The 21,535-nt window shown below is 69.9% G+C and carries 18 protein-coding genes; 8 read left to right on the top strand and 10 right to left on the bottom strand.

Features of this window, described 5'->3' with window-relative positions; genetic code table 11:
* Positions 1 to 5 precede the first annotated feature (5 nt).
* Together hsaC and hsaB are read left to right on the top strand one after the other, a co-directional pair.
* Positions 6 to 905: an iron-dependent extradiol dioxygenase HsaC gene (hsaC, locus tag OU415_RS23445; protein WP_270951255.1), complete on the top strand. Its 900-nt coding sequence runs from the start codon at positions 6 to 8 to the stop codon at positions 903 to 905.
* Entirely contained in the window at positions 902 to 1,444 is a 543-nt protein-coding gene (gene hsaB, locus OU415_RS23440) for a 3-hydroxy-9,10-secoandrosta-1,3,5(10)-triene-9,17-dione monooxygenase reductase subunit (RefSeq protein WP_270951254.1), read from the top strand. Before hsaC ends, hsaB begins: the two co-directional genes overlap by 4 nt.
* Before the next feature lie 127 nt (positions 1,445 to 1,571).
* Here the strand turns inward: hsaB and OU415_RS23435 are convergent, their stop codons facing one another.
* Positions 1,572 to 2,708 (bottom strand): steroid 3-ketoacyl-CoA thiolase, encoded by a 1,137-nt coding sequence (locus tag OU415_RS23435; protein ID WP_270951253.1) that lies wholly within the window; start codon positions 2,706 to 2,708, stop codon positions 1,572 to 1,574.
* A gap of 205 nt (positions 2,709 to 2,913) precedes the next feature.
* On the opposite strand from OU415_RS23435, the gene OU415_RS23430 reads away from it, so the two are divergent.
* Positions 2,914 to 4,140 (top strand): cytochrome P450, encoded by a 1,227-nt coding sequence (locus OU415_RS23430; protein WP_270951252.1) that lies wholly within the window; start codon positions 2,914 to 2,916, stop codon positions 4,138 to 4,140.
* Positions 4,141 to 4,531: 391 nt separating this feature from the next.
* Here the strand turns inward: OU415_RS23430 and OU415_RS23425 are convergent, their stop codons facing one another.
* The 5 genes from OU415_RS23425 to OU415_RS23405 form a co-directional block, all read right to left on the bottom strand.
* Complete coding sequence (locus OU415_RS23425) at positions 4,532 to 4,975, bottom strand: nuclear transport factor 2 family protein (protein WP_270951251.1); 444 nt, start codon at positions 4,973 to 4,975, stop codon at positions 4,532 to 4,534.
* 100 nt (positions 4,976 to 5,075) lie between these two features.
* The gene (locus OU415_RS23420; protein WP_270951250.1) at positions 5,076 to 5,945 is read right to left on the bottom strand and encodes a TIGR03619 family F420-dependent LLM class oxidoreductase; all 870 of its coding nucleotides are present in this window, start codon (positions 5,943 to 5,945) and stop codon (positions 5,076 to 5,078) included.
* Complete coding sequence (locus tag OU415_RS23415) at positions 5,942 to 7,102, bottom strand: thiolase domain-containing protein (protein ID WP_270951249.1); 1,161 nt, start codon at positions 7,100 to 7,102, stop codon at positions 5,942 to 5,944. The genes OU415_RS23420 and OU415_RS23415 overlap by 4 nt, the downstream gene beginning before the upstream one ends.
* A complete protein-coding gene (locus tag OU415_RS23410) occupies positions 7,102 to 8,151 on the bottom strand; it encodes a thiolase domain-containing protein (RefSeq protein WP_270951248.1) in 1,050 nt (349 codons plus the stop codon). Before OU415_RS23410 ends, OU415_RS23415 begins: the two co-directional genes overlap by 1 nt.
* An 18-nt stretch (positions 8,152 to 8,169) precedes the next feature.
* On the bottom strand, positions 8,170 to 9,165 hold the full coding sequence (locus OU415_RS23405) for a Zn-ribbon domain-containing OB-fold protein (protein WP_408641896.1): 996 nt from the start codon (positions 9,163 to 9,165) through the stop codon (positions 8,170 to 8,172).
* Positions 9,166 to 9,214: 49 nt separating this feature from the next.
* On the opposite strand from OU415_RS23405, the gene OU415_RS23400 reads away from it, so the two are divergent.
* Together OU415_RS23400 and OU415_RS23395 are read left to right on the top strand one after the other, a co-directional pair.
* Positions 9,215 to 10,264 (top strand): LLM class F420-dependent oxidoreductase, encoded by a 1,050-nt coding sequence (locus OU415_RS23400; protein WP_270951246.1) that lies wholly within the window; start codon positions 9,215 to 9,217, stop codon positions 10,262 to 10,264.
* Between the two features lie 98 nt (positions 10,265 to 10,362).
* A complete protein-coding gene (locus OU415_RS23395) occupies positions 10,363 to 11,913 on the top strand; it encodes an acyl-CoA synthetase (protein WP_270951245.1) in 1,551 nt (516 codons plus the stop codon).
* 223 nt (positions 11,914 to 12,136) lie between these two features.
* Here the strand turns inward: OU415_RS23395 and OU415_RS23390 are convergent, their stop codons facing one another.
* The gene (locus OU415_RS23390; protein WP_270951244.1) at positions 12,137 to 12,940 is read right to left on the bottom strand and encodes a crotonase/enoyl-CoA hydratase family protein; all 804 of its coding nucleotides are present in this window, start codon (positions 12,938 to 12,940) and stop codon (positions 12,137 to 12,139) included.
* A 144-nt stretch (positions 12,941 to 13,084) separates the two neighbouring features.
* Between OU415_RS23390 and OU415_RS23385 the strand changes: the two genes are divergently transcribed.
* Positions 13,085 to 14,710, top strand: a complete 1,626-nt coding sequence (locus OU415_RS23385) for an acyl-CoA synthetase (protein WP_270951243.1) — start codon at positions 13,085 to 13,087, stop codon at positions 14,708 to 14,710.
* 108 nt (positions 14,711 to 14,818) lie between these two features.
* A complete protein-coding gene (locus tag OU415_RS23380; protein WP_270951242.1) occupies positions 14,819 to 15,922 on the top strand; it encodes an NAD(P)H-dependent flavin oxidoreductase in 1,104 nt (367 codons plus the stop codon).
* A gap of 245 nt (positions 15,923 to 16,167) precedes the next feature.
* Here the strand turns inward: OU415_RS23380 and OU415_RS23375 are convergent, their stop codons facing one another.
* The 3 genes from OU415_RS23375 to OU415_RS23365 are packed head-to-tail and all read right to left on the bottom strand — an operon-like array spanning position 16,168 to position 20,037.
* Complete coding sequence (locus OU415_RS23375) at positions 16,168 to 17,730, bottom strand: long-chain-fatty-acid--CoA ligase (protein ID WP_270951241.1); 1,563 nt, start codon at positions 17,728 to 17,730, stop codon at positions 16,168 to 16,170.
* A 1-nt stretch (position 17,731) separates the two neighbouring features.
* Positions 17,732 to 18,826 carry an acyl-CoA dehydrogenase family protein gene (locus OU415_RS23370; protein ID WP_270951240.1) on the bottom strand — a complete coding sequence of 365 codons (1,095 nt, stop codon included), beginning with the start codon at positions 18,824 to 18,826 and terminating at the stop codon, positions 17,732 to 17,734.
* A gap of 32 nt (positions 18,827 to 18,858) precedes the next feature.
* A complete protein-coding gene (locus OU415_RS23365; RefSeq protein WP_270951239.1) occupies positions 18,859 to 20,037 on the bottom strand; it encodes an acyl-CoA dehydrogenase family protein in 1,179 nt (392 codons plus the stop codon).
* A gap of 367 nt (positions 20,038 to 20,404) precedes the next feature.
* On the opposite strand from OU415_RS23365, the gene OU415_RS23360 reads away from it, so the two are divergent.
* Positions 20,405 to 21,493 (top strand): Zn-dependent alcohol dehydrogenase, encoded by a 1,089-nt coding sequence (locus OU415_RS23360; protein ID WP_270951238.1) that lies wholly within the window; start codon positions 20,405 to 20,407, stop codon positions 21,491 to 21,493.
* Positions 21,494 to 21,535: the final 42 nt, after the last annotated feature.

The following is a 21,535-nucleotide window of genomic DNA, read 5'->3' as shown; positions in this document are numbered from 1 at the left end:
CCGCCGTGGGCATTCGTTCGCTCGGCTACCTGCGCATCGAAGCCACCGACGTCGAAGCGTGGCGCGTGTACGGGTTGAAAGTGCTCGGCATGGTCGAAGGCAGCGGACCCGACCCGGACGCGCTCTACCTGCGGATGGACGACTTCCCGGCCCGGCTGGTGATCCTGCCGGGCGAGCAGGACCGGCTGGAGTCGGCCGGGTGGGAGGTCGCCACCGAGGAGGAGCTCGACGAGGTCAGGGAACGGCTGGACGCGGCCGGCGTCCCGTACAAGGAGGGCACCGCTGGAGAACTGGCGGACCGGCGGGTCAACGGCCTGATCAAGTTCGCCGACCCGTCCGGAAACGGGCTGGAGGTCTTCCACGGGGTGGCGCTGCAGCACCGCCGCGTGGTCAGCCCGTACGGGCACCGGTTCGTCACCGAGGAGCAGGGGCTCGGGCACGTGGTGCTGTCCACCCACGACGACGAGGCGGCGCTGCGCTTCTACCGGGACGTGCTGGGATTCCGGCTGCGCGACTCGATGCGGCTGGCGCCGGAGCTGGTCGGCCGCCCGTCCGACGGCGACCCGGCGTGGCTGCGGTTCTTCGGCTGCAACCCGCGGCACCACAGCCTGGCGTTCCTGCCGATGCCCACGCCCAGCGGCATCGTGCACCTGATGGTCGAGGTCGCCGACGTCGACGACGTGGGCCTGACGCTGGACCGGGCGCAGCGGCGGAAGGTGCCGCTGTCGGCGACGCTGGGACGGCACGTCAACGACCTGATGCTGTCGTTCTACATGAAGACCCCCGGCGGCTTCGACGTCGAGTTCGGCTGCGAAGGCCGCCAGGTCGACGACGAGGACTGGATCGCCCGCGAGAGCACCGCTGTGAGCTTGTGGGGCCACGACTTCAGCGTCGGTGCTCGATGAGCGTGGTCGCGGTGGACCAGGCGGCGTTCCGGCGGGTGCTGGGGCACTTCGGCACCGGGGTCGTGGTGATCACCGGGGCGGGACCGGTCGGCTTCGCCTGCCAGTCGTTCGCCGCGCTGTCCCTCGACCCGCCGCTGGTGCTGTTCTGCCCCGCGCGCAAGTCCCGCGCCTGGCCGGCGCTGGAGCGCGCGGGGCACTTCTGCGCGAACGTGCTGTCGGAGTCGCAGCAGCCGGTGAGCACGGTGTTCGGCCGCAGCGGCGACGACAAGTTCGCCGAGGTGTCCTGGAGCCCGGCCCCGTCCGGCGCGCCGGTGCTGACGGGTGCGCTGACCTGGATCGACTGCAGCATCGAGGCGGTGCACGAAGCGGGTGACCACTACATCGTCGTCGGCCGGGTCGAAACCCTCGGCGAAACGACGCCGGAACGCCCGCTGCTGTTCTACCGAGGCGCCTACGCAGGCCTCGGCCCGACATCGCAGCCCCCGCCGCCGGACCTCGAAGCCTTCCTGACCGGTCTCCACCCCGACGACTGGATGTGACGGCGCCACCGGGCCCGTGAGCACTTTCTGGGGCTATGGCACCACAAAGTGCTCACGGGTCCGCCTGGCTCGCCGGGTCCCGTGAGCACTTTGGGTCGCTGGAGCAGCCCAAAGTGCTCACGGTGACTCAGCGCAGGCGCTCGATGATGGTGGCGGTGGCCAGTGCACCGCCCGCGCACATGGTGATCAGGGCCGTGGTGGCGTCGCGGCGCTCGAGTTCGTGCAGGGCCGTGGTGATCAGCCGGGCGCCGGTGCTGCCGACGGGGTGGCCGAGGGCGATGGCGCCGCCGTTGACGTTGACCCGGTCCATGTCCGGTTCGTGCACCGCGGCCCACGACAGCACCACCGAGGCGAACGCCTCGTTCACCTCGAACAGGTCGATGTCGCCGATCTTCATCCCGCTGAGTTCCAGCACCCGCTGCGTGGCCTGCACCGGGCCGTCCAGGTGGTAGTACGGTTCGCCGCCCACCAGGCACTGCGCGACGATGCGGGCGCGGGGTCGGAGCCCGAGCTCGGCCGCGCGGTCGGCGTCGGCCAGCAGCACCGCGGCAGCGCCGTCGGAGATCTGCGAGGACGTGCCCGCCGTGTGCATCCCGTCCGCGAGAACGGGTTTCAGCCCGCCGAGGGCCTCCATGCTGGTGTCGCGCAGACCTCCGTCGCGGGTGACCGGATCACCGCCGGGGACCTGCACCGGCACGATCTCGCGGTCGAACCGCCCTTCCCGCCAGGCCGCGGCGGCGCGGTCCTGGGAGCGCAGGCCGAAGGCGTCGATGTCCTCGCGGGTCAGGCCGCGGCGGGCCGCGATCCGGTCGGCGGCCTCGTACTGGTTCGGCAGGTCGATGTCCCACGAATCCGGCCGCGGCATCCCGACGTCCACGCCGAGGTTGCTGCGCAGCGGGACCCGGCTCATCGCCTCGACACCGCACGAGATCCCGACGCGCACCGCGTCCGCCGCGATCAGCCCGGCGATCAGGTGGGTGGCCTGCTGCGCCGAACCGCACTGGGCGTCGACCGTGGTGCAGCCGACGTGGTGCGGCAGGCCGGAGTGCAGCCACGCGGTGCGGGTGACGTTGTTCGACTGCTCGCCGGCCTGGGTCACGCAGCCGCCGATCGCCTGGTCCACGTCGGCGCCGTCGACACCGGCGCGTTCGAGCAGGCCGCGTTGTGCCGCGCCGAGGATCTCGGCCGCGTGCAGTCCGGAGAGCGCGCCTCGGCGCTTGCCGATCGGGGTGCGGACGGCGTCCACGATCACCGGGTTGCCCACCTGGTCCTCCCTTCGAACAGCATTGTCGATCAAAATTAGAACATGTTCCTATTGTTCGACAAGCTCTCCGGAGGGATTGCGCGAAGTTTCGTAATCTTGCTCGATCCGGGGTGAGTTACAGGGGTTTACTGAGCGCTGACGATGTGCTTTTCTGGCGTAGAACTCGTTTCATTTCTTGATCGGATTCCCCGCGTAGGAGGTAGCCGTGGTCGCACCGCGCATTCCGGAGGGCTTCGACTTCACCGATCCCGATCTGCTCGCCGAACGGCTACCGCTGGCCGAGTTCGCCGAGCTCCGCAACACCGCGCCGGTGTGGTGGAACGACCAGCCCAACAGGTGCGGTGGTTTCGACGACGGCGGCTTCTGGGTGGTCAGCAAGCACGCCGACGTCAAGGAGGTCTCCCGGCGCTCCGACGTCTTCTCGACCCGGGAGAACACCGCGATCATCCGGTTCAACGACAGCATGACCCGCGAGCAGATCGAGTTGCAGCGGTTCATCATGCTCAACATGGACCCGCCGCAGCACACCAAGGTGCGCCAGATCGTCCAGCGCGGCTTCACGCCACGCGCGATCAAGACCCTGGAAGCGGCGCTGAAGGACCGGGCGCAGCGCATCGTCACCGAGGCCCGCGCGAACGGCAGCGGCGACTTCGTCACCGACGTGGCCTGCGAGCTGCCGCTGCAGGCGATCGCCGAACTGCTCGGCGTGCCGCAGGACCACCGCAAGGAGATCTTCGACTGGTCCAACCAGATGATCGGCTACGACGACCCGGAGTACGGCGTCGACCCCGAGGTCGCGGCGGCCGAGATCCTCGGCTACTTCAGCGGCATGGCCGAGGAGCGGCGCGGCTGCCCGATGGACGACATCGTGACCAAGCTCGTGCACGCCGACGTCGACGGCAGCGCGCTGACCTCCGACGAGTTCGGCTTCTTCGCGATCCTGCTGGCGGTGGCCGGCAACGAGACCACCCGCAACGCGATCACCCACGGGATGCTGGCCTTCATGGACAACCCGGACCAGTGGGAGCTGTACAAGGAGCAGCGGCCGAAGACCACCGCCGACGAGATCGTCCGCTGGGCGACCCCGGTGGTGTCGTTCCAGCGCACCGCGCTGACCGACACCGAGCTCGGCGGGGTGCGGATCAAGGAGGGCCAGCGGGTGGGGCTGTTCTACAGCTCGGCGAACTTCGACCCGGATGTCTTCGACGAGCCGGAGCGCTTCGACATCACCCGCGACCCGAACCCGCACGTCGGCTTCGGCGGTACCGGCGCCCACTTCTGCCTCGGCGCGAACCTGGCCCGCCTGGAGATCGACCTGATCTTCAACGCGATCGCCGACCACATGCCGAACATCCAGCGCGTCGGCGAACCCCGCCGCCTCCGCTCAGGCTGGCTCAACGGCATCAAAGAAGTCCAGGTCCAGTACTCCTGACCCGACCAGCGGCGGTTTCCATCCTCGTCTCGCGCGGCGGTGCGGGTGGCGGAACCTCAGACGCCGCTTGGCTGCGGGATCCCGTTGTCCAATGCACGGCGAACGGGCTGTCCTCGCCAGGCGACGTCTGAGAACCCGCGGCGGTGCCGGTCGTGCTTCGCCGCTGCGGTCGTCTGATCGAAATTCAATGGAAATCGGACCTCCGATTTCCATTGAATTTGCGGAACTTCTCCCCAGGCCGGACGGGTCGTCCACATCCGTCGGCGTGTCGGTGTCCGACACGCCGGGGCCGGCACACCGGGGGACCGCAGTTTCAATTGAAACTGCGGATCCCAGGCACGGCGGATCACAGTTTCAATTGAAACTGCGGAACTCGGGGTCCGATCGGGGGTCAGTCGGCCGGGCGGAGGGTTTTCACGGCTCGGTCGAACTCCCAGAAGGCTCGCATGGAGCGGATCAGGCCTGATTCGTCGACGTGGTAGACGAAGACGCCTTCGGCGTCCATGGTGCTGCCGTCGGGGAGGAACGTCGAGATGCAGCCGACGTTGGCGACCTCGCGGCCCGCCGCGAACGAGTCGTGGACGTGGAACTCGATGCGGTCGGCCTGGGCGATCGCGAGGTCCCAGAACGCCGCGATGCCGTCGTGGCCGTGGTGACCGCAGCCCTCCGGGTCGAAGATCGACGGGCCGACCGGGTCCTCCACCACGCCGTCCGGCGCGAACAGCGCCACCCACTCGTCCTTCGCGCCGCGGGTCACCGCGCTCATCGACTTCAGCGCCGCATCGCGAGCCGGGTGCGGCTCGGTGCTGGCCGACCAGTGCACGCCCTCGACCATGCCATCCTCCGATCAGGTGGTGTGACTTCCGAGCAGTGCAAGAATCCCGGGCGGTTCCCGCGGAACCGGGCTTTCGCGCCGCTGCTCCCGGTCGAACGCCTCAGAACTGGCTGAGGACTTCGTCGGCGAACTTCCGGATCGAGTCCTGCTTGGCGCTCAGGTCGGCGTCGAAGCCGTGGCCGTCGAACAGCCAGGGGACCACGATCGCGTCCGTCACGCCGATCTCGGCCTGCTCGCGGTAGCCGGACGCGCCGAAGCGGTCCACGCACACCGCCTGGATCTCGAACGGCGCGTCCGAACGGTCGTAGGACGCGCGCAGCTCGGTGAGGCGGTCGATCGTGCTGCGCAGCTCGTCCAGCGTCATCATCGCCGACGCCCAGCCGTCGCCGATCCGGGCTGCTCGCCGCAGCGCGGCCTCGGTGTGCCCGCCGATGTAGATCGGCACCGGGCTGGCCGGCGCCGGACTCATCTGCAGGCGGTCGAAGTCGAAGAACTCGCCGTGGTGCTCGACCATCCCGCCGCCGAGGATCAGCCGCAGCACCTCGATGGCCTCGTCCACGCGCGCACCGCGCTTGGCGTACGGCGCGCCGCACCACTCGAACTCCTCCGGCGCCCACCCGAGCCCGATGCCCAGGCCGAAGCGGTCGCCGGTGAGCACCGCGACCGACGCCAGCTGTCGTGCCAGCAGCACCGGATTGCGCGGCCCCAGCTTGAGGACCGAGGTGTAGAAGCGGATCCGCGAAGTGGCCGCACCCATCGCCGCGGCCGCGATCAGCGGGTCCGCCCAAGGGGTTTCGGCGTCCCACATCCGCGAGCCGTCCGGCGTGTACGGGTAGGCCGCGGAGACCTTTTCGGAGTAGAACAGCGAATCGGGCAGGGCGATGGCGGCGAAGCCGCATTCCTCCGCGGTGCGGGCCAGCTCGGTGAGCTGGTCCAGCGGGCTCATCGCCACCGACATCGTGAACTTCATCGTTCCCCCGGTTTCCGGGCGCCGACCACCCACATCGAGAAGTACTGCGAGCCACCGCCGTAGGCGTGGCCGAGCGCGGTGCGCGCGCCGTCCACCTGGTGCTCGCCTGCTTTGCCGGTGACCTGCATCGCCGCCTCGGCGAACCGCAGCATGCCGGAGGCGCCGATCGGGTTGGACGACAGCACGCCGCCGGAGGGGTTCACCGGCAGTCGCCCGTCCAGCGCGGTCTCGCCTGCTTCGGTGAGCTTCCAGCCCTGGCCTTCGGCGGCGAAACCGAGGTTCTCCAGCCACATCGGCTCGAACCAGGAGAACGGCACGTAGATCTCCGCGGCGTCCACTTCGGACAGCGGGTCGCCGATCCCGGCCTCCCGCCACAGCGCTGCCGCCGCGTCCCGCCCGGCCTGCGGGTTCACCTGGTCGCGCCCGGCGAAGGTGGTCGGTTCGGTGCGCATCGCCGTCGCGTGGATCCACGCCGCGGACTGCCCGGCGGCGCTCTCGTCGCCGATGACCACCGCGCACGCACCGTCGGAGGACGGGCAGGTCTCGTCGTAGCGGATCGGATCCCACAGGACCTGCGAGGCCAGCACCGATTCCATGGTGATGTCGCTCTGCTTGAGGTGCGCGTACGGGTTGCGCGCGCCGTTGCGGCGGTCTTTGGCCGCCACCATCGCGCCGATGTGCTCAGGCGCGCCGGAGCGGCGGATGTAGGAGCGCACGTGCGGCGCGAAGTAACCGCCGGCGCCCGCGCCGACCGGCATGTTGAACGGCGGCAGGATCGACAGCGCCCACATCGCGTTGGACTCGGACTGCTTCTCGAAGGCCACCGCGAGCACCCGCCGGTGCACCCCGCCCTGCACCAGGCTCGCCGCCACGTTGGCCGTCGAGCCGCCGACCGATCCAGCGGTGTGCACGCGGATCATCGGTTTCCCCGTCGCACCGAGGGAATCCGCGAGGTGCAGCTCGGGCATCATCACGCCCTCGAACAGGTCGGGGGCCTTGCCGACCACGACGGCGTCGACGTCCGGCCAGTCCAGGCCGGCATCGGCCAGCGCGCGCTCGGCGGCTTCCCGGCACAGCCCGGCGATCGAGACGTCGAGGCGCTTGCTGGTGTGGTGCGTCTGGCCGGTCCCGATGACCGCCGCCAACCGCTTGCCCATCAGGACCTTCCCTCCATCACGCAGACCAGGTTCTGCTGCAGCGCGGGCCCGCTGGTGGCGTGCGCCAGCACCCGCGTCGCGGTACCGGACATCACGCGGGAAGCGGCTTCGCCGATGCGCGCCAGTCCCGCGGCGAACATCGGATTGCCGCACAGCGGGCCGCCGGACGGGTTGATCGCCACGTCGTCGCCGAGCCCGATGGCACGGCGCAGCAGGATTTCCTGGTGGGTGAACGGTGCGTGCAGTTCGGCGAGCTCGACGTCGCCGACGTCGGCCGCTCGGGCCGCGGCGGTGGTCGACGGCGACCGGAGCAAGTCGCGGGCACCGAGGCTGCCGGACTCGATCCGGTGCTCCAACCCGGTGATCCACGCCGGACGTTCGTGCAGCTCCCGGGCCCGTTCGGCGCTCGCGAGCACGACCACGGAGGCGCCGTCGGTGATCGGTGCGCAGTCATGCTCGCGCAGCGGATCCGCGATGTGGGGCTGGGCCAGCAGGTCTTCGACGTCGACCTGGCCCGAGCGCTGCGCGTCCGGTCCGGCGGAGGCCCGGCTGCGGGCGGCGACTTCGGCCATGTCCCGTTCGGTCCACGCGCCGGAGTCCAGGCCCAGGCGGGCCTGCAGGCCGGCGATGCTCACCGAGTCGGGCCACAGCGGCGCGGCGGTGTACGGGTCGAGCTGCAGGGCGAGCGTCCGGCGCAGGTCACCGGCCGAGGACTTGCCGAAGCCGTAGACCAGCGCGGTGTCGACCTCGCCGGTGCGGATCTTCACCCACGCCTCGTACAGCGCCCAGGCGGCGTCCATCTCCACGTGCGATTCGTTGATCGGGGGGAACGCGCCGATGGCGTCGACCGCCGCGATGAACGAGAACGCCCGGCCCGCCAGGTAGTCCGACGAACCGGAGCACCAGAACCCGATGTCCTCGGTGCGCAGCCCGGTGCTGGTGAGGACGTCCCGGAAGATCGGGACCAGCATCTCGACCCCGTTGGTGGTGCCGTGGGTGGCGCGCACGTTCGGTGCCTGCGCGAACCCGACGACGGCTACGTCTTCCACGGTGAACTCCTCGGCGGGCTAGAGGTGTTGGGAGTAGGTCTCGAAGGGGGCGTCGGGCTCGCCGGTGGGGCGGAAGTGGTCGATGTTCTGGAGCGTGTAGTTCCACTCCTCGCGCGGTTTCCACTCCGCGCGGACCCGCATGCCCATGCGGACTTCGTCGGCGGCGCAGCCCAGCACCAGGTGGAGGAAGGGGATGTCGGAGCCGTCGAGCAGGACGTAGGCCGACACGTACGGCGGCTTGATGCGCTGGCCCAGGAACGGCACGTTGACGATGCAGAACGTCGTCACGGTCCCGGTGTCGGGCAGCTCCACCTCTTCCTCGGTGGGCACGCCGTCGGTCGGGCAGGCGCCGCGCGGCGGGATGTAGACCTTCCCGCACTCCGGGCAGCGCTGGCCGAGCAGCCTGCCCTCGGCGAGCCCGCGCAGGTAGCGGCTCTCCTCGGGGGAGGCCGAGTGCTGGTAGTGCAGGTGCACCGGCGAGGTGATCATGGTGACCGGTTCGGGATCCTCCTCGGGCGCGGCGGGGGAGTCGCCGACCGGCTCGAAGCAGGCGATGTCGCGGATCCCGTTGCCGCGCTCGGCCGACCAGCGGACCTGGACCCGCATGCCGGTGCGGATGGCGTCGGGCGAACCGACGTCCACCGCGTGCAGCATCGGGGTGTCGGCGCCGTCGAGCAGCACGAACGCCCAGGCGAACGGGTGCTGCAGGGGCTGGCCTTCGATCGGCTGCGGCATCCACGACCAGCTCAGCACCGTGCCGCTGGTGCCGACCTGGACGAACTCGTCGAGCGCGGCGGCGGTGTCGGGGTCGTACTCGACGGGGGGCACGTGGACCCGGCCGTCGCTGCCGCGCACGCCGACGATGCGGCGGCCGCGCAGTTCGGTGGCGAACCGGCGGTGGACCGGTCCCAGGGAGCGGGTGTAGTCGAAGCCGACTTCGAGCGGTGCGCTGAGTGGTTCGGAGAGCCCAGTCACGAACTGAAGTGAAACATGTTCTCGATTTTGGGGCAACATGCGGGCAGGATGGGAACCGGTGGATCCGTCGGGACGAGGAGGATCGCTGATGAGAATCGGACTTCAGCTCGGTTACTGGGGCGCGGCGCCGCCGCCGAACGCGGAGGAACTCGTTCTCGAAGCCGACCGCACCGGGTTCGACTCGGTCTTCGCCGCGGAGTCCTGGGGTTCGGACGCCTTCACCCCGCTGGCCTGGTGGGGATCGCGGACCAGTCGCGTGCGGCTGGGTACGTCCGTGGCGCAGGTCGCCGCGCGCACCCCGGCTTCGTGCGCGATGCACGCGCTGACCCTGGACCACCTCTCGGGTGGTCGGTGCGTGCTCGGGCTCGGGGTGTCCGGACCGCAGGTGGTGGAGGGCTGGTACGGCACTCCCTTCGCGAAACCCCTTGCGCGGACTCGGGAATACGTCTCGATCGTGCGCCAGGTGCTGGCCCGCGAGGCTCCGGTGCGCAACGACGGGCCGCACTACCGGCTGCCCTACGACGGGCCGGGCTCGATCGGGCTGGGCAAATCGCTGCGGCCGATCACCCATCCGCTGCGCGCCGACCTGCCGATCTGGCTCGGTGCGGAAGGTCCGCGCAATGTGGCGCAGACGGCTGAGATCGCCGATGGGTGGATCGCGGTCTACTTCTCGCCGCGCGTCGCCGGGATGTACGAGGACTGGCTGGGGGAGGGCTTCGCCCGGCCGGGCGCTCGCCGCGGCCGCGCGGACTTCGAGGTCGCCGCGAGCTGCCAGGTGGTGGTGACCGACGATCCGGCCGCCGAACGGGCGAAGCTGAAGCCCTCGCTCGCGCTCTACATCGGCGGGATGGGTGCGCCGGGGATGAACTTCCACGCCGAGCTGTTCCGCCGGATGGACTACGACGAGGTCGTGGACGACGTGCTGCGCCTGTTCGGCGAGGGCCGGCGGGACGAGGCGGCGGCCGCGGTGCCGGACGAGATGGTCGACGACATCGCGATCATCGGCGACGCGGAGACCGTGCGGAGCCGGGTGGTGGAGTGGGAGAAGTCCGGAGTGGACACCCTCCTCGTCGGATGCCGCAGCACCGACCACATCCGCGACATCGCCGCGGCTCTCGGTCTTCCTGGTGCGGATTGAGTCCTATGTGGATGGATGTGGGGCTTGCCCGCCGTGTGGAACAGGTTCTAGATTTGTTGAGTTTCCGATTTCCGCGTCGTCGTTGACAGGAGTTCGCCGTGTCCGACATCGGGCTGTGGAAGATCGCAGAGCAGGAGCCGAACCGGGTTGCCGTGATCGCCCCTGATGGCGGTGAGCTCACCTACGGAGAACTCGCCGCTGCCGCGGACCGGTACGGCCGCGGGTTGCAGAGCATGGGGCTCGACGTGGGTGACAGCGTCGTGCTGATGCTGCCCAACGGGCCGGATCTGCTGGCCGCCTACTTCGCCGCGATGCAGTGCGGGCTGTACGCGGTCACGGTGAACTGGCACCTGGTCGGCGCCGAGGTGTCCTACCTGATCGAGGACAGCGGTGCGAAGGCGTTCATCGCTCATGAGCGGTTCAGCGCAGCGGCTTCCGACGCTGCGGCGCGCTGCGGGCTCCCGGGTTCGGCGCGCTTCGCGGTCGGGGAGATCCCGGGATTCCAGCAGTTGTCCCAGCTCGGTGCGCAAGAGCCACCGAAGCGCCCGGACGTCCGCACCATGGGCTCTCCGATGCTCTACACCTCCGGGACCACCGGTCGTCCTAAGGGCGTCAGGCGGCCGCTGACCGGAGCCGATCCCGATGTGGTGCCGGCCGCAGCGACGTGGTTCTTCGGCATCTTCGGGATCAAGCCCTTCGACGGGCACGTGCACCTGTGCGGCTCGCCGCTCTACCACACCGCGGTGCTCAACTTCGTCACCCACTCCATCCAATTAGGACATACCGCGGTGCTGATGGACCGCTGGGATCCGGCCGAGATGCTGCGGCTGATCGAGCGGTACCGGGTGACCCACACGCACATGGTGCCCACCCAGTTCCACCGGCTCCTGGCGCTGCCGCCCGAGGTCCGGCAGCGCTACGACGTGTCGTCGCTGCGCGCGGCGATCCACGGCGCCGCGCCGTGCCCGCAGGAGGTCAAGCGGGCGATGCTGGAGTGGTGGGGGCCGGTCGTGATCGAGTACTACGCGGCTACCGAAGGCGGTGGCACGGCGATCGGCGCGGCCGAGTGGCTGGACAAACCGGGATCGGTCGGCAAGCCGTGGCCGGGCTCGACGGTCAAGGTCCTCGGCGACGACGGCGCGGAGCTGCCACCGGACGAGATCGGCACGGTGTACATGCGGATGGGCGGCTCGAGCTTCGAGTACCACCGGGACGCCCGCAAGACCGAGCAGGCGCGCGTCGGGGACCTGTTCACCCTCGGCGACGTCGGCTACCTGGACGCGGACGGCTACCTGTACCTGTGCGACCGCAAGAGCGACATGATCATCTCGGGCGGGGTGAACATCTACCCGGCGGAGGTGGAGAACGCCCTGTCGGTGCACCCGAAGGTCGCCGACGTGGCGGTGTTCGGGGTCCCCAACGAGGACTGGGGGGAAGAGGTCAAAGCCGTGGTCCAGCCCGCCGAAGGCGCGCACCCCGGCGACGATCTGGCCGAGGAGCTGCTGGCCTACGCCCGCGACCGCCTGGCGAAGTTCAAAACCCCCCGGACCATCGACTTCGCCGAAGAGCTCCCCAGGGACCCCAACGGCAAGCTCTACAAGCGCAAGCTCCGAGCCCCCTACTGGGAAGACCACGACCGCGCGATCTGAACCCATCGAGCACCGCTCCCCCGCCCACCGGCGTCCGGTCGTGACCGGGTGATCCGCAATTTCAATGGAATTTCGAGGTTCGAATTCCATTGAAATTGCGGACCTCCGCCACGGAACAGGCCGGTTGCCGACACGTGTCGGCGTGTCGGGTGCCGGACACGCCGGTGGACCCCAGTTTCAATTGAAACTGCGGTCCACGATCGGGTGCCGTTCGGCGGGGAGGTCAGCGGGCGCGGAAGTGGGGGGTTCGCTTCTCGGCGAAGGCTCGGGGGCCTTCCTTGGCGTCTTCGCTGGTGAAGACCTCCACGCCCAGGCGGGCGTCCACTTCGAACGCCTCGTTCTCCGGCATGCCTTCGGTTTCGCGGATCGTGCGGAGGATCGCCCGGACCGCCAGGGGGCCGTTGGCGGCGATCAGGTCGGCCAGCTCCAGGGCTTTGGCGAGGGCTTGGCCGTCCGGGACCACGTGCCCGATCAGGCCGATCTCCTTGGCCTCGGCGGCGCGGACGTGCCTGCCGGTGAGGAGGATGTCCGCGGCCACGGTGTAGGGGATCTGGCGGGGCAGGCGGACCGCTGAGCCACCCAGGGGGAACAGCCCCCAGCGGGCTTCTGAGACGCCGAAGCGGGCGCTTTCGCCGGCCACCCGGATGTCGGTCGCTTGCAGGATCTCCGTGCCGCCCGCGATCGCCGGGCCTTCCACCGCGGCGATCAGCGGTTTGGTCAGGCGGCGGCCCTTGAGCAGCGGTTCGATGACGGACATGTCCATGCCCCGGGTGGTGTCGCCGGGGTGGGACTGCGTCATCGCCTTGAGGTCCGCGCCCGCGCAGAACGCGCCGCCCGCGCCGGTGAGGATGCAGGCGCGGATCTCGTCGTTGCGGTCCACTTCGTCCCAGGCCTCCCGCATGATCTGCATCATCGGGCCGGACAGCGCGTTGCGGGCTTCGGGGCGGTTCATCGTCACCACGAGCACCGGGCCGCGGCGCTCGAGCAGGCAGTGGGGTTGTTCGACGACCTCGGTGCTCGACGTCATGGGGGAACCTTCCACTTGGCGGATTTCCTTGTGTCAAGGGGAAACCGGATCTGGATCGTCCAAGGAGCCCGATACTGCCGGTGAAATCCGGTTGGGCCCAACGGGTTCTTGCCCCGGACGATAACACGTTCTACTTTCTTCAGGGTGGCGTACAACATCGCAGATCTTTTCGAGCACGCCGTCGATCTGGTGCCAGATCGCGTCGCCGTGATCTGCGGCGAGCGACGGTTCACCTTCGCGCAGCTGGACGAGCGGGCCAACCAGCTGGCGCACCACTACACCGCTCGTGGACTCGGGCGCGGCTCGCACATCGGGATCTACTCGCGCAACGGGATCGAGGCGCTGGAGGCCATGCTGGCCGCCTACAAGATCCGCGCCGTACCGATCAACATCAACTACCGCTACGTGCCGGCGGAACTCCGCTACATCTTCGACAACGCCGACCTGGCGGCGCTGGTGCACGAACGCCGCTACAGCGACAACGTCGCGCAGATCCGCCCGGAATTCCCGGGCCTGCGCGAAGTCCTCGTCATCGAGGACGGAACGGACCTCGAGCACGACGGGACCGAGTACGAATCCGCGCTGTCCGGGCAGTCCGGTGAACGGGACTTCCCGGAGCGCAGCGCGGACGACCTGTACCTGCTCTACACCGGCGGTACCACCGGCATGCCGAAGGGCGTCATGTGGCGCCACGAGGACGTCTGGCGGGTGCTCGGCGGCGGCATCGACTTCATGACCGGTGAAGCGATGCAGGACGAGTGGCAGCAGGCGCGCGCCGGGGCCGACAGCGGCGGCCTGGTCCGCCTGCCGGCCGCGCCGTTCATCCACGGTGCCGCGCAGTGGGCGAGCTTCGGCAACCTCTTCGCGTGCAGCGCGGTGGTGTTCGTGCCGCAGTTCGACGCGCACGAGGTGTGGCGGACCATCGAACGCGAGAAGGTCCACGTGCTGGCGATCGTCGGCGACGCGATGGCCCGGCCGCTGATCGAGGCCTACCGCGACGGCGACTACGACGCCTCCTCGCTGCTGGCGATCTCCAGCAGTGCGGCGCTGTTCTCGCCGTCGGTGCAGCGGCAGTACCTCGACGAGCTGCCGAACGTGGTCATCACCGACTCGATCGGATCCTCCGAGACCGGGTTCAGCGGCATCGGTGTGGTCTCCCGCGACACCGAGCAGTCCGGTGGCCCGCGGGTCAACGCCGACGCCTCCACGAGGGTCATCCGCGACGACGGGACCTTCGCCGAGGTCGGCGAGGTCGGGTGGTTGGCGCGCAGCGGGCACGTGCCGCTGGGCTACTACAAGGACGAGGTGAAGTCGCGGAAGGTGTTCGTCGAGATCGACGGCACGCGCTACGTGGTGCCCGGCGACTACGCCCGGATCGAGGACGACGGCACGGTGACGATGCTGGGCCGCGGTTCGGTGTCGATCAACACCGGCGGGGAGAAGGTCTTCCCGGAAGAGGTGGAGGCCGCGCTGAAGTCGCATCCGGACGTCTTCGACGTGCTGGTCGTCGGCGTGCCGGACGAGCGGCTGGGCCAGCGCGTCGCGGCGGTCGTGCAGCCGAGACCGGGAGCAGTGGCCCGGCTGGCCGACATCGACGCGCACGCGCGGGAGCGGATCGCCGGGTACAAGGTGCCGCGCAGCTTGTGGCTGGTCGACGAGATCACCCGCTCACCCAGCGGAAAACCCGACTACACCTGGGCGAAGAAGCACACCGAGGCGCACCCGCCGACGGAGGTGCGAGAGCCCGCGAACCGCACGGCTCCGGGCTGAGCCGCGCCGGACATCCCGCAAATTCCATTGAAATCGGACCTTCGATTTCAATGGAATTTGCGTCCCCGCCGGTGCCCGGAGCGCGCCGGATCTCGAGAGGACCGATCAATGCGAACGACACTGTGCGACACCCTGGGCATCGAGCACCCGATCGTCGGGTTCACGCCGTCCGAGCACGTCGCGGCGGCGATCAGCCGGGCCGGCGGGCTCGGGGTGCTGGGCTGCGTGCGGTTCAACGACCCCGACGAGCTGGACGCGGCGCTGGACTGGATGGACGCCAACACCGGCGGCAAGCCCTACGGGGTGGACGTGGTGATGCCGGCGAAGATCCCCACCGAGGGCGCCGCGGTGGACCTGGCGGAGTACATCCCGCCGGAGCACCGGGATTTCGTCCGGCGCACCCTCGACGAGCTGGGCGTACCGGAGCTGCCCGCCGACGAGCAGCAGCGGGAAGGCGTGCTGGGCTGGCTGCACTCGGTGGCCCGGTCGCACGTGGACGTCGCGCTGCGGCACCCGGTGCGGCTGATCGCCAACGCGCTGGGCTCACCGCCGGTGGACGTCATCGAGCAGGCGCACCAGCACGACGTCCTGGTGGCGGCGCTGGCGGGCAAGGCCGAGCACGCGGTGCGGCACGTGGACAACGGCGTGGACATCGTCGTGGCGCAGGGGCACGAGGCCGGTGGGCACACCGGTGAGATCGCCAGCATGGTGCTGGTGCCGGAGGTCGTCGACGCGGTCGGCGACCGGGTTCCGGTGCTGGCGGCCGGCGGCATCGGGTCCGGACGGCAGGTCGCGGCGGCGCTCGCGCTCGGCGCCAGCGGTGCGTGGATGGGGTCGTACTGGCTGACGACCGTCGAGTACCAGCAGATCCCGGGCAACTCGGTGACGCAGCAGGCACTGCTGGCGGCCGGGTCGAGCGACACGGTGCGCTCCCGGATCTACACCGGCAAACCGGCTCGGCTGCTCAAGACCCGGTGGACCGATGCGTGGGCGGTGGACGGTGCGCCCGATCCGCTGCCGATGCCGCTGCAGAACATCCTGGTCAGCGAGGCCCACCAGCGCATCATGCGGGCCGAGGACCCGTCGGTGGTGTCGATGCCGGTGGGGCAGATCGTGGGCCGGATGAACGAGGTCCGACCGGTCGCGGACGTCATGGCCGACCTGCTGGCCGAGCTCGACAAGACCATCACCGGTCTCAACGACCTCCGCTGAGCGATCGGGACCGGGGTGTCACCCACCCCGGTCCTGATGCCTGCGCTCCGGTGGTCCGTGGAACCGCAGTTTCAATTGAAACTGTGATCCGCCGTGCCTGGGAATTGCAGTTTCAATTGAAACTGCGGACCACCGGCGTGTCGGGACCTGTCCCACCGGCGGGTGAGATGAGTTCTGGTGTTCCAGCGGGGGTCGGTGTCCGGTTTCCGTTGGCGCAGCAGGTCGTTCTGCGGGAGTCGGTGGGGTTAGGGCCGGGGGACGTAGGTGGAGTCCTCGCGGTGGTAGACCGGGTCCTGGGTGTTGAGGGCTTCGGCCATCAGGTGGCGTTTGAGGATCTTGTGGGTGGCCGTGCGCGGGAGATCGGTCGCTAGGCGGATGTAGCGGGGCCACTGCTTGGGGCCCAGGTCCGGTTGCTCGGCGAGGAAGTCTGCAAGCTCGGCCGGGGTGAAGGCGGGGGTGGTGACCAGGGTGGCCATCACCTGGTCGCCGGTCTTCGGATCCGGGACCGCGTAGACCGCCGCTTCGCGGATCTCCGGGTGGCGCAGCAGGATTCGTTCGATCGGGGCGGTGGCGAGGTTCTCGCCGTCGACGCGGAGCCAGTCGGCGGTGCGGCCTGCGAAGTGGCAGAAGCCTTCGGCGTCCAGGTAGGCCAGGTCGCCGCTCCAGTACATGCCGTGGCGCATCCGGTCCGCGTCGGCGTCCGGGGCGTTGTAGTAGCCGGCGAACCAGCCGGAACCGGTGGTGTTGACCAGCTCGCCGATGGCTTCGCCGGGGTTGAGCAGCTGTCCTTCGGCGGAGAACTCCGCTGTGGCGCAGGGATTTCCGGTGTCCGGGTCCAGCACCGCCACGCCGTCCGGGAGGCGGCCGAGCGCGCCCGGCGGGGTGTCCGGGGTGCGGGGGATCGCGATGCCGCCCTCGGTGGAGCCGAACCCGTCGACCACCCGGCAGCCGAACCGCTCGGCGAAGCGCCGCACGTCCTGCTCGTTGGCCTCGTTGCCGTAGACCACGCGCAGCGGGTTGTCCGCGTCGTCCGGCCGCGGTGCGGTGGCGAGCACGTGGGAGAGCGGTTTGCCCACGTAGTTGGCGTAGGTGACGCCGAACTCCCGCACGTCGGGAAGGAAACCGGATGCCGAGAAGCGGCGGCGCAGGGCGATGGTCGCGCCGGCGGCCAAGCCGACCGCCCAGCCCGCCATCAGGGCGTTGGAGTGGAACAGCGGCATCGCCACGTACGCCACGTCGTCGCTGGTCAGCTCGAAGCGGTCGGCCAGCATCCGGCCGGGGAAGGCGATCTTGCCGTGCGTGCAGCGGACCGCTTTCGGGTCGCCGCCGGTGCCGGAGGTGAACACCAGCACCAGCAGGTCGTCGGGATCGGTCGCGACCGGGGCGATCTCGGCCCCGGCGTGCTCGGCGAGCAGGGCCGACCACGGGGGAGTGTCGACCAGCAGGACCGGAACGCCCAGGTCCAGGCCCGCGAGCAGGTCGGCGTGCGCCGAGTCGGTGAGGATCACCTGGCAGTCGGTCAACCGCACGTCGCGGGCCAGCGCCTCGCCGCGCCGCGTCGGGTTCAACCCGACCAGCACCGCGCCGGAGAGGGCCGCGCCGCCGAGCAGGAAGGCGAACTCAGGGACGTTGCCGAGCAGCACCCCGACGTGGAACGGGCCTGGGCCGCGCAGGGAGCGCAGCAGCGAAGCGTACTGCGCACTGGTGCGCACGACCTCGGCCCATGACCACGAGCGGTCTTCGAAGCGCAGGCCGCAGTGCTCGTCCTTGGTGCGGTTCAGCAGGAGTTCGGTCACGGTCGGTGTCATGTCAACCCGCCAAGGCGTCGCCGAGCCGACCGAGCTGCACCGCCGCGCCACCGAGGGCGAACTCGTTGCGCTTGGCCGCCACGAAGTAGCGGTGCAGCGGGTGGTCGAGGTCGATGCCGACACCGCCGTGCACGTGGACCGCGGTGTGCGCGACCCGGTGCCCGGCGTCCGCCGCCCAGAACTTCGCGGTGGCCAGCTCCGCCTCGCACGGCAGTCCTTCGTCCAGGCGCCACGCGGCCTGCCACAGCGTCAGCCGGGCCGCTTCGACGTCGATGAACGCGTCGGCGAGCCGCTGGGCGACCGCTTGGAAGCTCCCGATCGGCCGCCCGAACTGCACCCGCTCGCGGGCGTACTCGCTGGTCAGCTCCAGGGCTCGGGAGATGACGCCGACCTGGTGCGCGCACACCCCGACGGTGGCGCGGGCGAGCAGCCAGTCCAGCACCGAGCGATCGTGCAGGACGTGGTCGTCGTCGACCCGGACCCCGTCGAGGTCCAGCCGGGCTTCGCTGTCGGAGTCCACGATGCGCTGGCGCTGCGGGCTCAGCTGGCCCGATCCGACCAGGAACACCCGCGGGCCGTCCGGGGTCCACGCCGGGACCAGGACGAGATCGGCGATCGTGCCAGCCGGGACACCGGTCTTGCTGCCGCTGAGCACCCATGCGCCGTCCTGGCGTTCGGCGCGGCAGGACGGAACGGCCGGATTCGGGTTGTGCTCCTCGACCAGCGCGGCGGTGAGCACCAGCTCGCCCCGGGCCGCCGGCGCCGCCCAGGTGCGTTTCTGCTGGTCCGTGCCGAACTGGGCGATGGCGGACGCGGCAGTGGTGATCGAGCTCAGGTAGGGTGCTGGAGCGACGGCGCGACCGAGTTCGATCAGCACGCTGCACTGCTCCAGCAGGCCGAACCCGCCGCCTCCGACGGTTTCCGGCAGCCCGGCGGAGAGCACGTCAGCGGTCGCCAGTTGTGTCCACAGTGCACGGTCGAAGCGGTCCTCGCCGCGCTCCACCTCGCGCAACCGCTCGTTGGTGACGTGGTCGTCGAGGATCTTCCGGGCGAGTTCGGCCAGGTCGTCCTGCGCCTCGGTCAGTGCGAAGTCCACAAGTCCTCCTTCGAAGTCGGGTCGTGCCCGGGTCAGCGCTTGGCGGGTGGGAGGCCGAGGCCCACTGCGGCGACGATGTCGCGCTGCACCTCGTTGGTCCCGCCGCCGAAGGTGAGGATCAGCGAGGAGCGGTGCATGCGTTCGATGCGGCCGCGCAGGGCCGAGCCGGGGGAGCCCTGGCGGACGTGTGCCGCGCTGCCGAGGACCTCCATCAGCAGGCGGTAGGCCTCGGTGGCGAACTCGGTGCCGAAGACCTTCGTCGCGGACGCGGTCGCCGGGGCGGGCTGCTGCTCGATGGTGGTGGCGATCTTCCAGTTGACCAGCTTGAGGAACTCCGCCCCGGCGTGCGCGCGGGCCAGGTGGTGGCGCACCCACTCCTGGTCGATCACCCGGCGCCCGTCGGTGAGCCGGGTTTCCCGCGCCCAGTCCAGCACTTCGTCCAGCGCGGACCGCAGCGGGGCGGCCGAGGTGAGTGCCACGCGCTCGTGGTTGAGCTGGTTGGTGATCAGCGGCCAGCCCTCGTTCTCGTTGCCCACCAGCGCGGACGCGGGCACCCGCACGTCCTGGTAGTAGGTCGCGCTGGTGGTCGGCCCGGCGACGGTGTGCACCGGTGTCCAGGAGAAGCCGGGGGAGTCGGTGGGCACGATCAGGATGCTCAGCCCGCGGTGCTTCTTGGCCTCGCGGTCGGTCCGGCAGGCCAGCCACACGTAGTCGGCGTACTGGATCAGGCTGGTCCACATCTTCTGCCCGTTGACCACGTAGTCCCCGCCGTCGCGGTCAGCCGTCGTGCGCAGCGAGGCCAGGTCGGTGCCGGCTTCCGGCTCGGAGTAGCCGATCGCGAAGTGGATCTCGCCGCCGGCGATCTTGGGCAGGTAGTGCGCTTTCTGCTCCGGGGTGCCGTACCGCATGATCGTCGGCGCGATGCTGTTGAGCGTCAGGAACGGGACCGGGGCACCGGCGATCGCCGCCTCGTCGGTGAAGATCAGCTGGTCCAGCGTGCTGCGGTCCTGGCCGCCGTACTCGGTGGGCCAGCCCAGCGCGAGCCACCCGTCGGCACCCATCTGCCGGACCACTTCGCGGTAGGCCGCGCCGTCGCCGTAGTCGCCGTGCGCGGCCAGTTCCGCGCGGATCTCGGGAGTCATGAGCTTGCCGAAGTAGTCGCGCAGCTCTTCGCGCAGCTGCTCCTGCTCGGGCGTGTAGGCGATGCGCATGCACCCCTCCTGCGATCGGGAGCGTGTGGAACATGTTTCAACAACCATAAGCCGGAGAGGGGTGCCAGGTCGACACATCAGTAGTGGGACCGGGTGTCGCTCGCGGATCGGCGTGCGGAAACTGGTTCTACGGTGCGGTGGCGGAGCGAAATCGCGCCGAACGGAGCAGTCACGCTCGCACCAATGGGTCGTTGAGCAGCTGAGCAGATGTTCCGAATGGGACCAGTTAGAACCAGTTGCACGTTATGAGACGTGCGGAAAACCGTTTTTTCTAGGGTTTTTCCCATGAGCCTTGCCACTGTGAAAGAACACGTTCTACTGTTGTGCGAGTTACAGTCCTCGGCTATCGCGGTGAGGTGACCGGCTGGTGAAGGCAGCGGTGCTCGAGCAGATCGGTGATGGCGGGCTGGACGTGCGCGAGGACGTCGCCACCACCACCCCCGGGCCGGACGAGGTGCGCGTGCGCATCAAGGCCGCCGGGGTCTGCCACAGCGATGTGTCCGCGATGAGCGGCGCGCTGCCCGCGCTGGCACCAGGCGTGATGGGACACGAAGGCGCTGGTGAGGTGCTGGAGGTCGGCAGCCGGGTGACCGAACTGCGGCCCGGTGACCGGGTGGTGCTCTCGTTCGTGCCGCCGTGCGGGCGCTGCGCGTACTGCCTGGGCGGACAGCCGCACCTCTGCGAGGTGCACACCGTAGCGGCCTTCGTCACGCCGCGCTTCGAGATCGGCGGCCGACCGGCCTACGGGTTCGGCGGGTGCGGGGCGTTCGCGGAAGAAGTCGTGGTGCCCAGCGCCGGCGCGATCAAGGTCGACCAGGACGTCCCCTTCGAGATCGCCGCGCTGATCGGGTGCGGCGTGCTCACCGGGGTCGGTGCGGTGCTCAACACCGCGAAGGTCGAGCCGGGGTCCACTGTGGCCGTCATCGGCTGCGGTGGGGTGGGGATCTCGGTGCTCCAGGGGGCTCGGCTGGCCGGTGCGGCGCAGATCGTCGCGGTGGACCCGGTGGTCGAGAAGCACGCCGCGGCAAAGCGGTTCGGCGCCACGCGCGCCACCACGCCGGAAGGCTTGGAGGACGTGAAGCACGAAGTCACCGGCGGTCGCGGGTTCGACTACGCCATCGAGGTCGTCGGCCAGGCGGGCACGATCCGCGCGGCCTACGACGCGACCCGGCGCGGCGGCAGCGTGGTCGTCGTCGGCACGGGCGGTCCCGAGGAGACGGTCGAGTTCAACGCTCAAGAACTGTTCATCAACGAGAAGAAGATCCTGCCGTCCTTCTACGGTTCGGTCGATCCGCGGCGCGACACGGCGCGGATGGTGGACCTCTGGCGCGCCGGACGCCTCGACCTGGACGGCATGATCTCCCGCCGGATCGGGCTGGACGAGATCAACGACGGACTGGCCGCCCTGCAGGAGCAGGGCAGCGCGCTGATCCGCCAGATCGTGACCTTCGACTGAGAACCCCCGTCCCGGATCCGCGGCTGCGCGGAACGCGGACGC

The organism is Saccharopolyspora oryzae (genome assembly GCF_027853915.1).
In the GTDB taxonomy this organism is placed as follows: Bacteria; Actinomycetota; Actinomycetes; order Mycobacteriales; family Pseudonocardiaceae; genus Saccharopolyspora; species Saccharopolyspora oryzae.
This window is presented reverse-complemented; position numbering and strand designations above follow the sequence as displayed.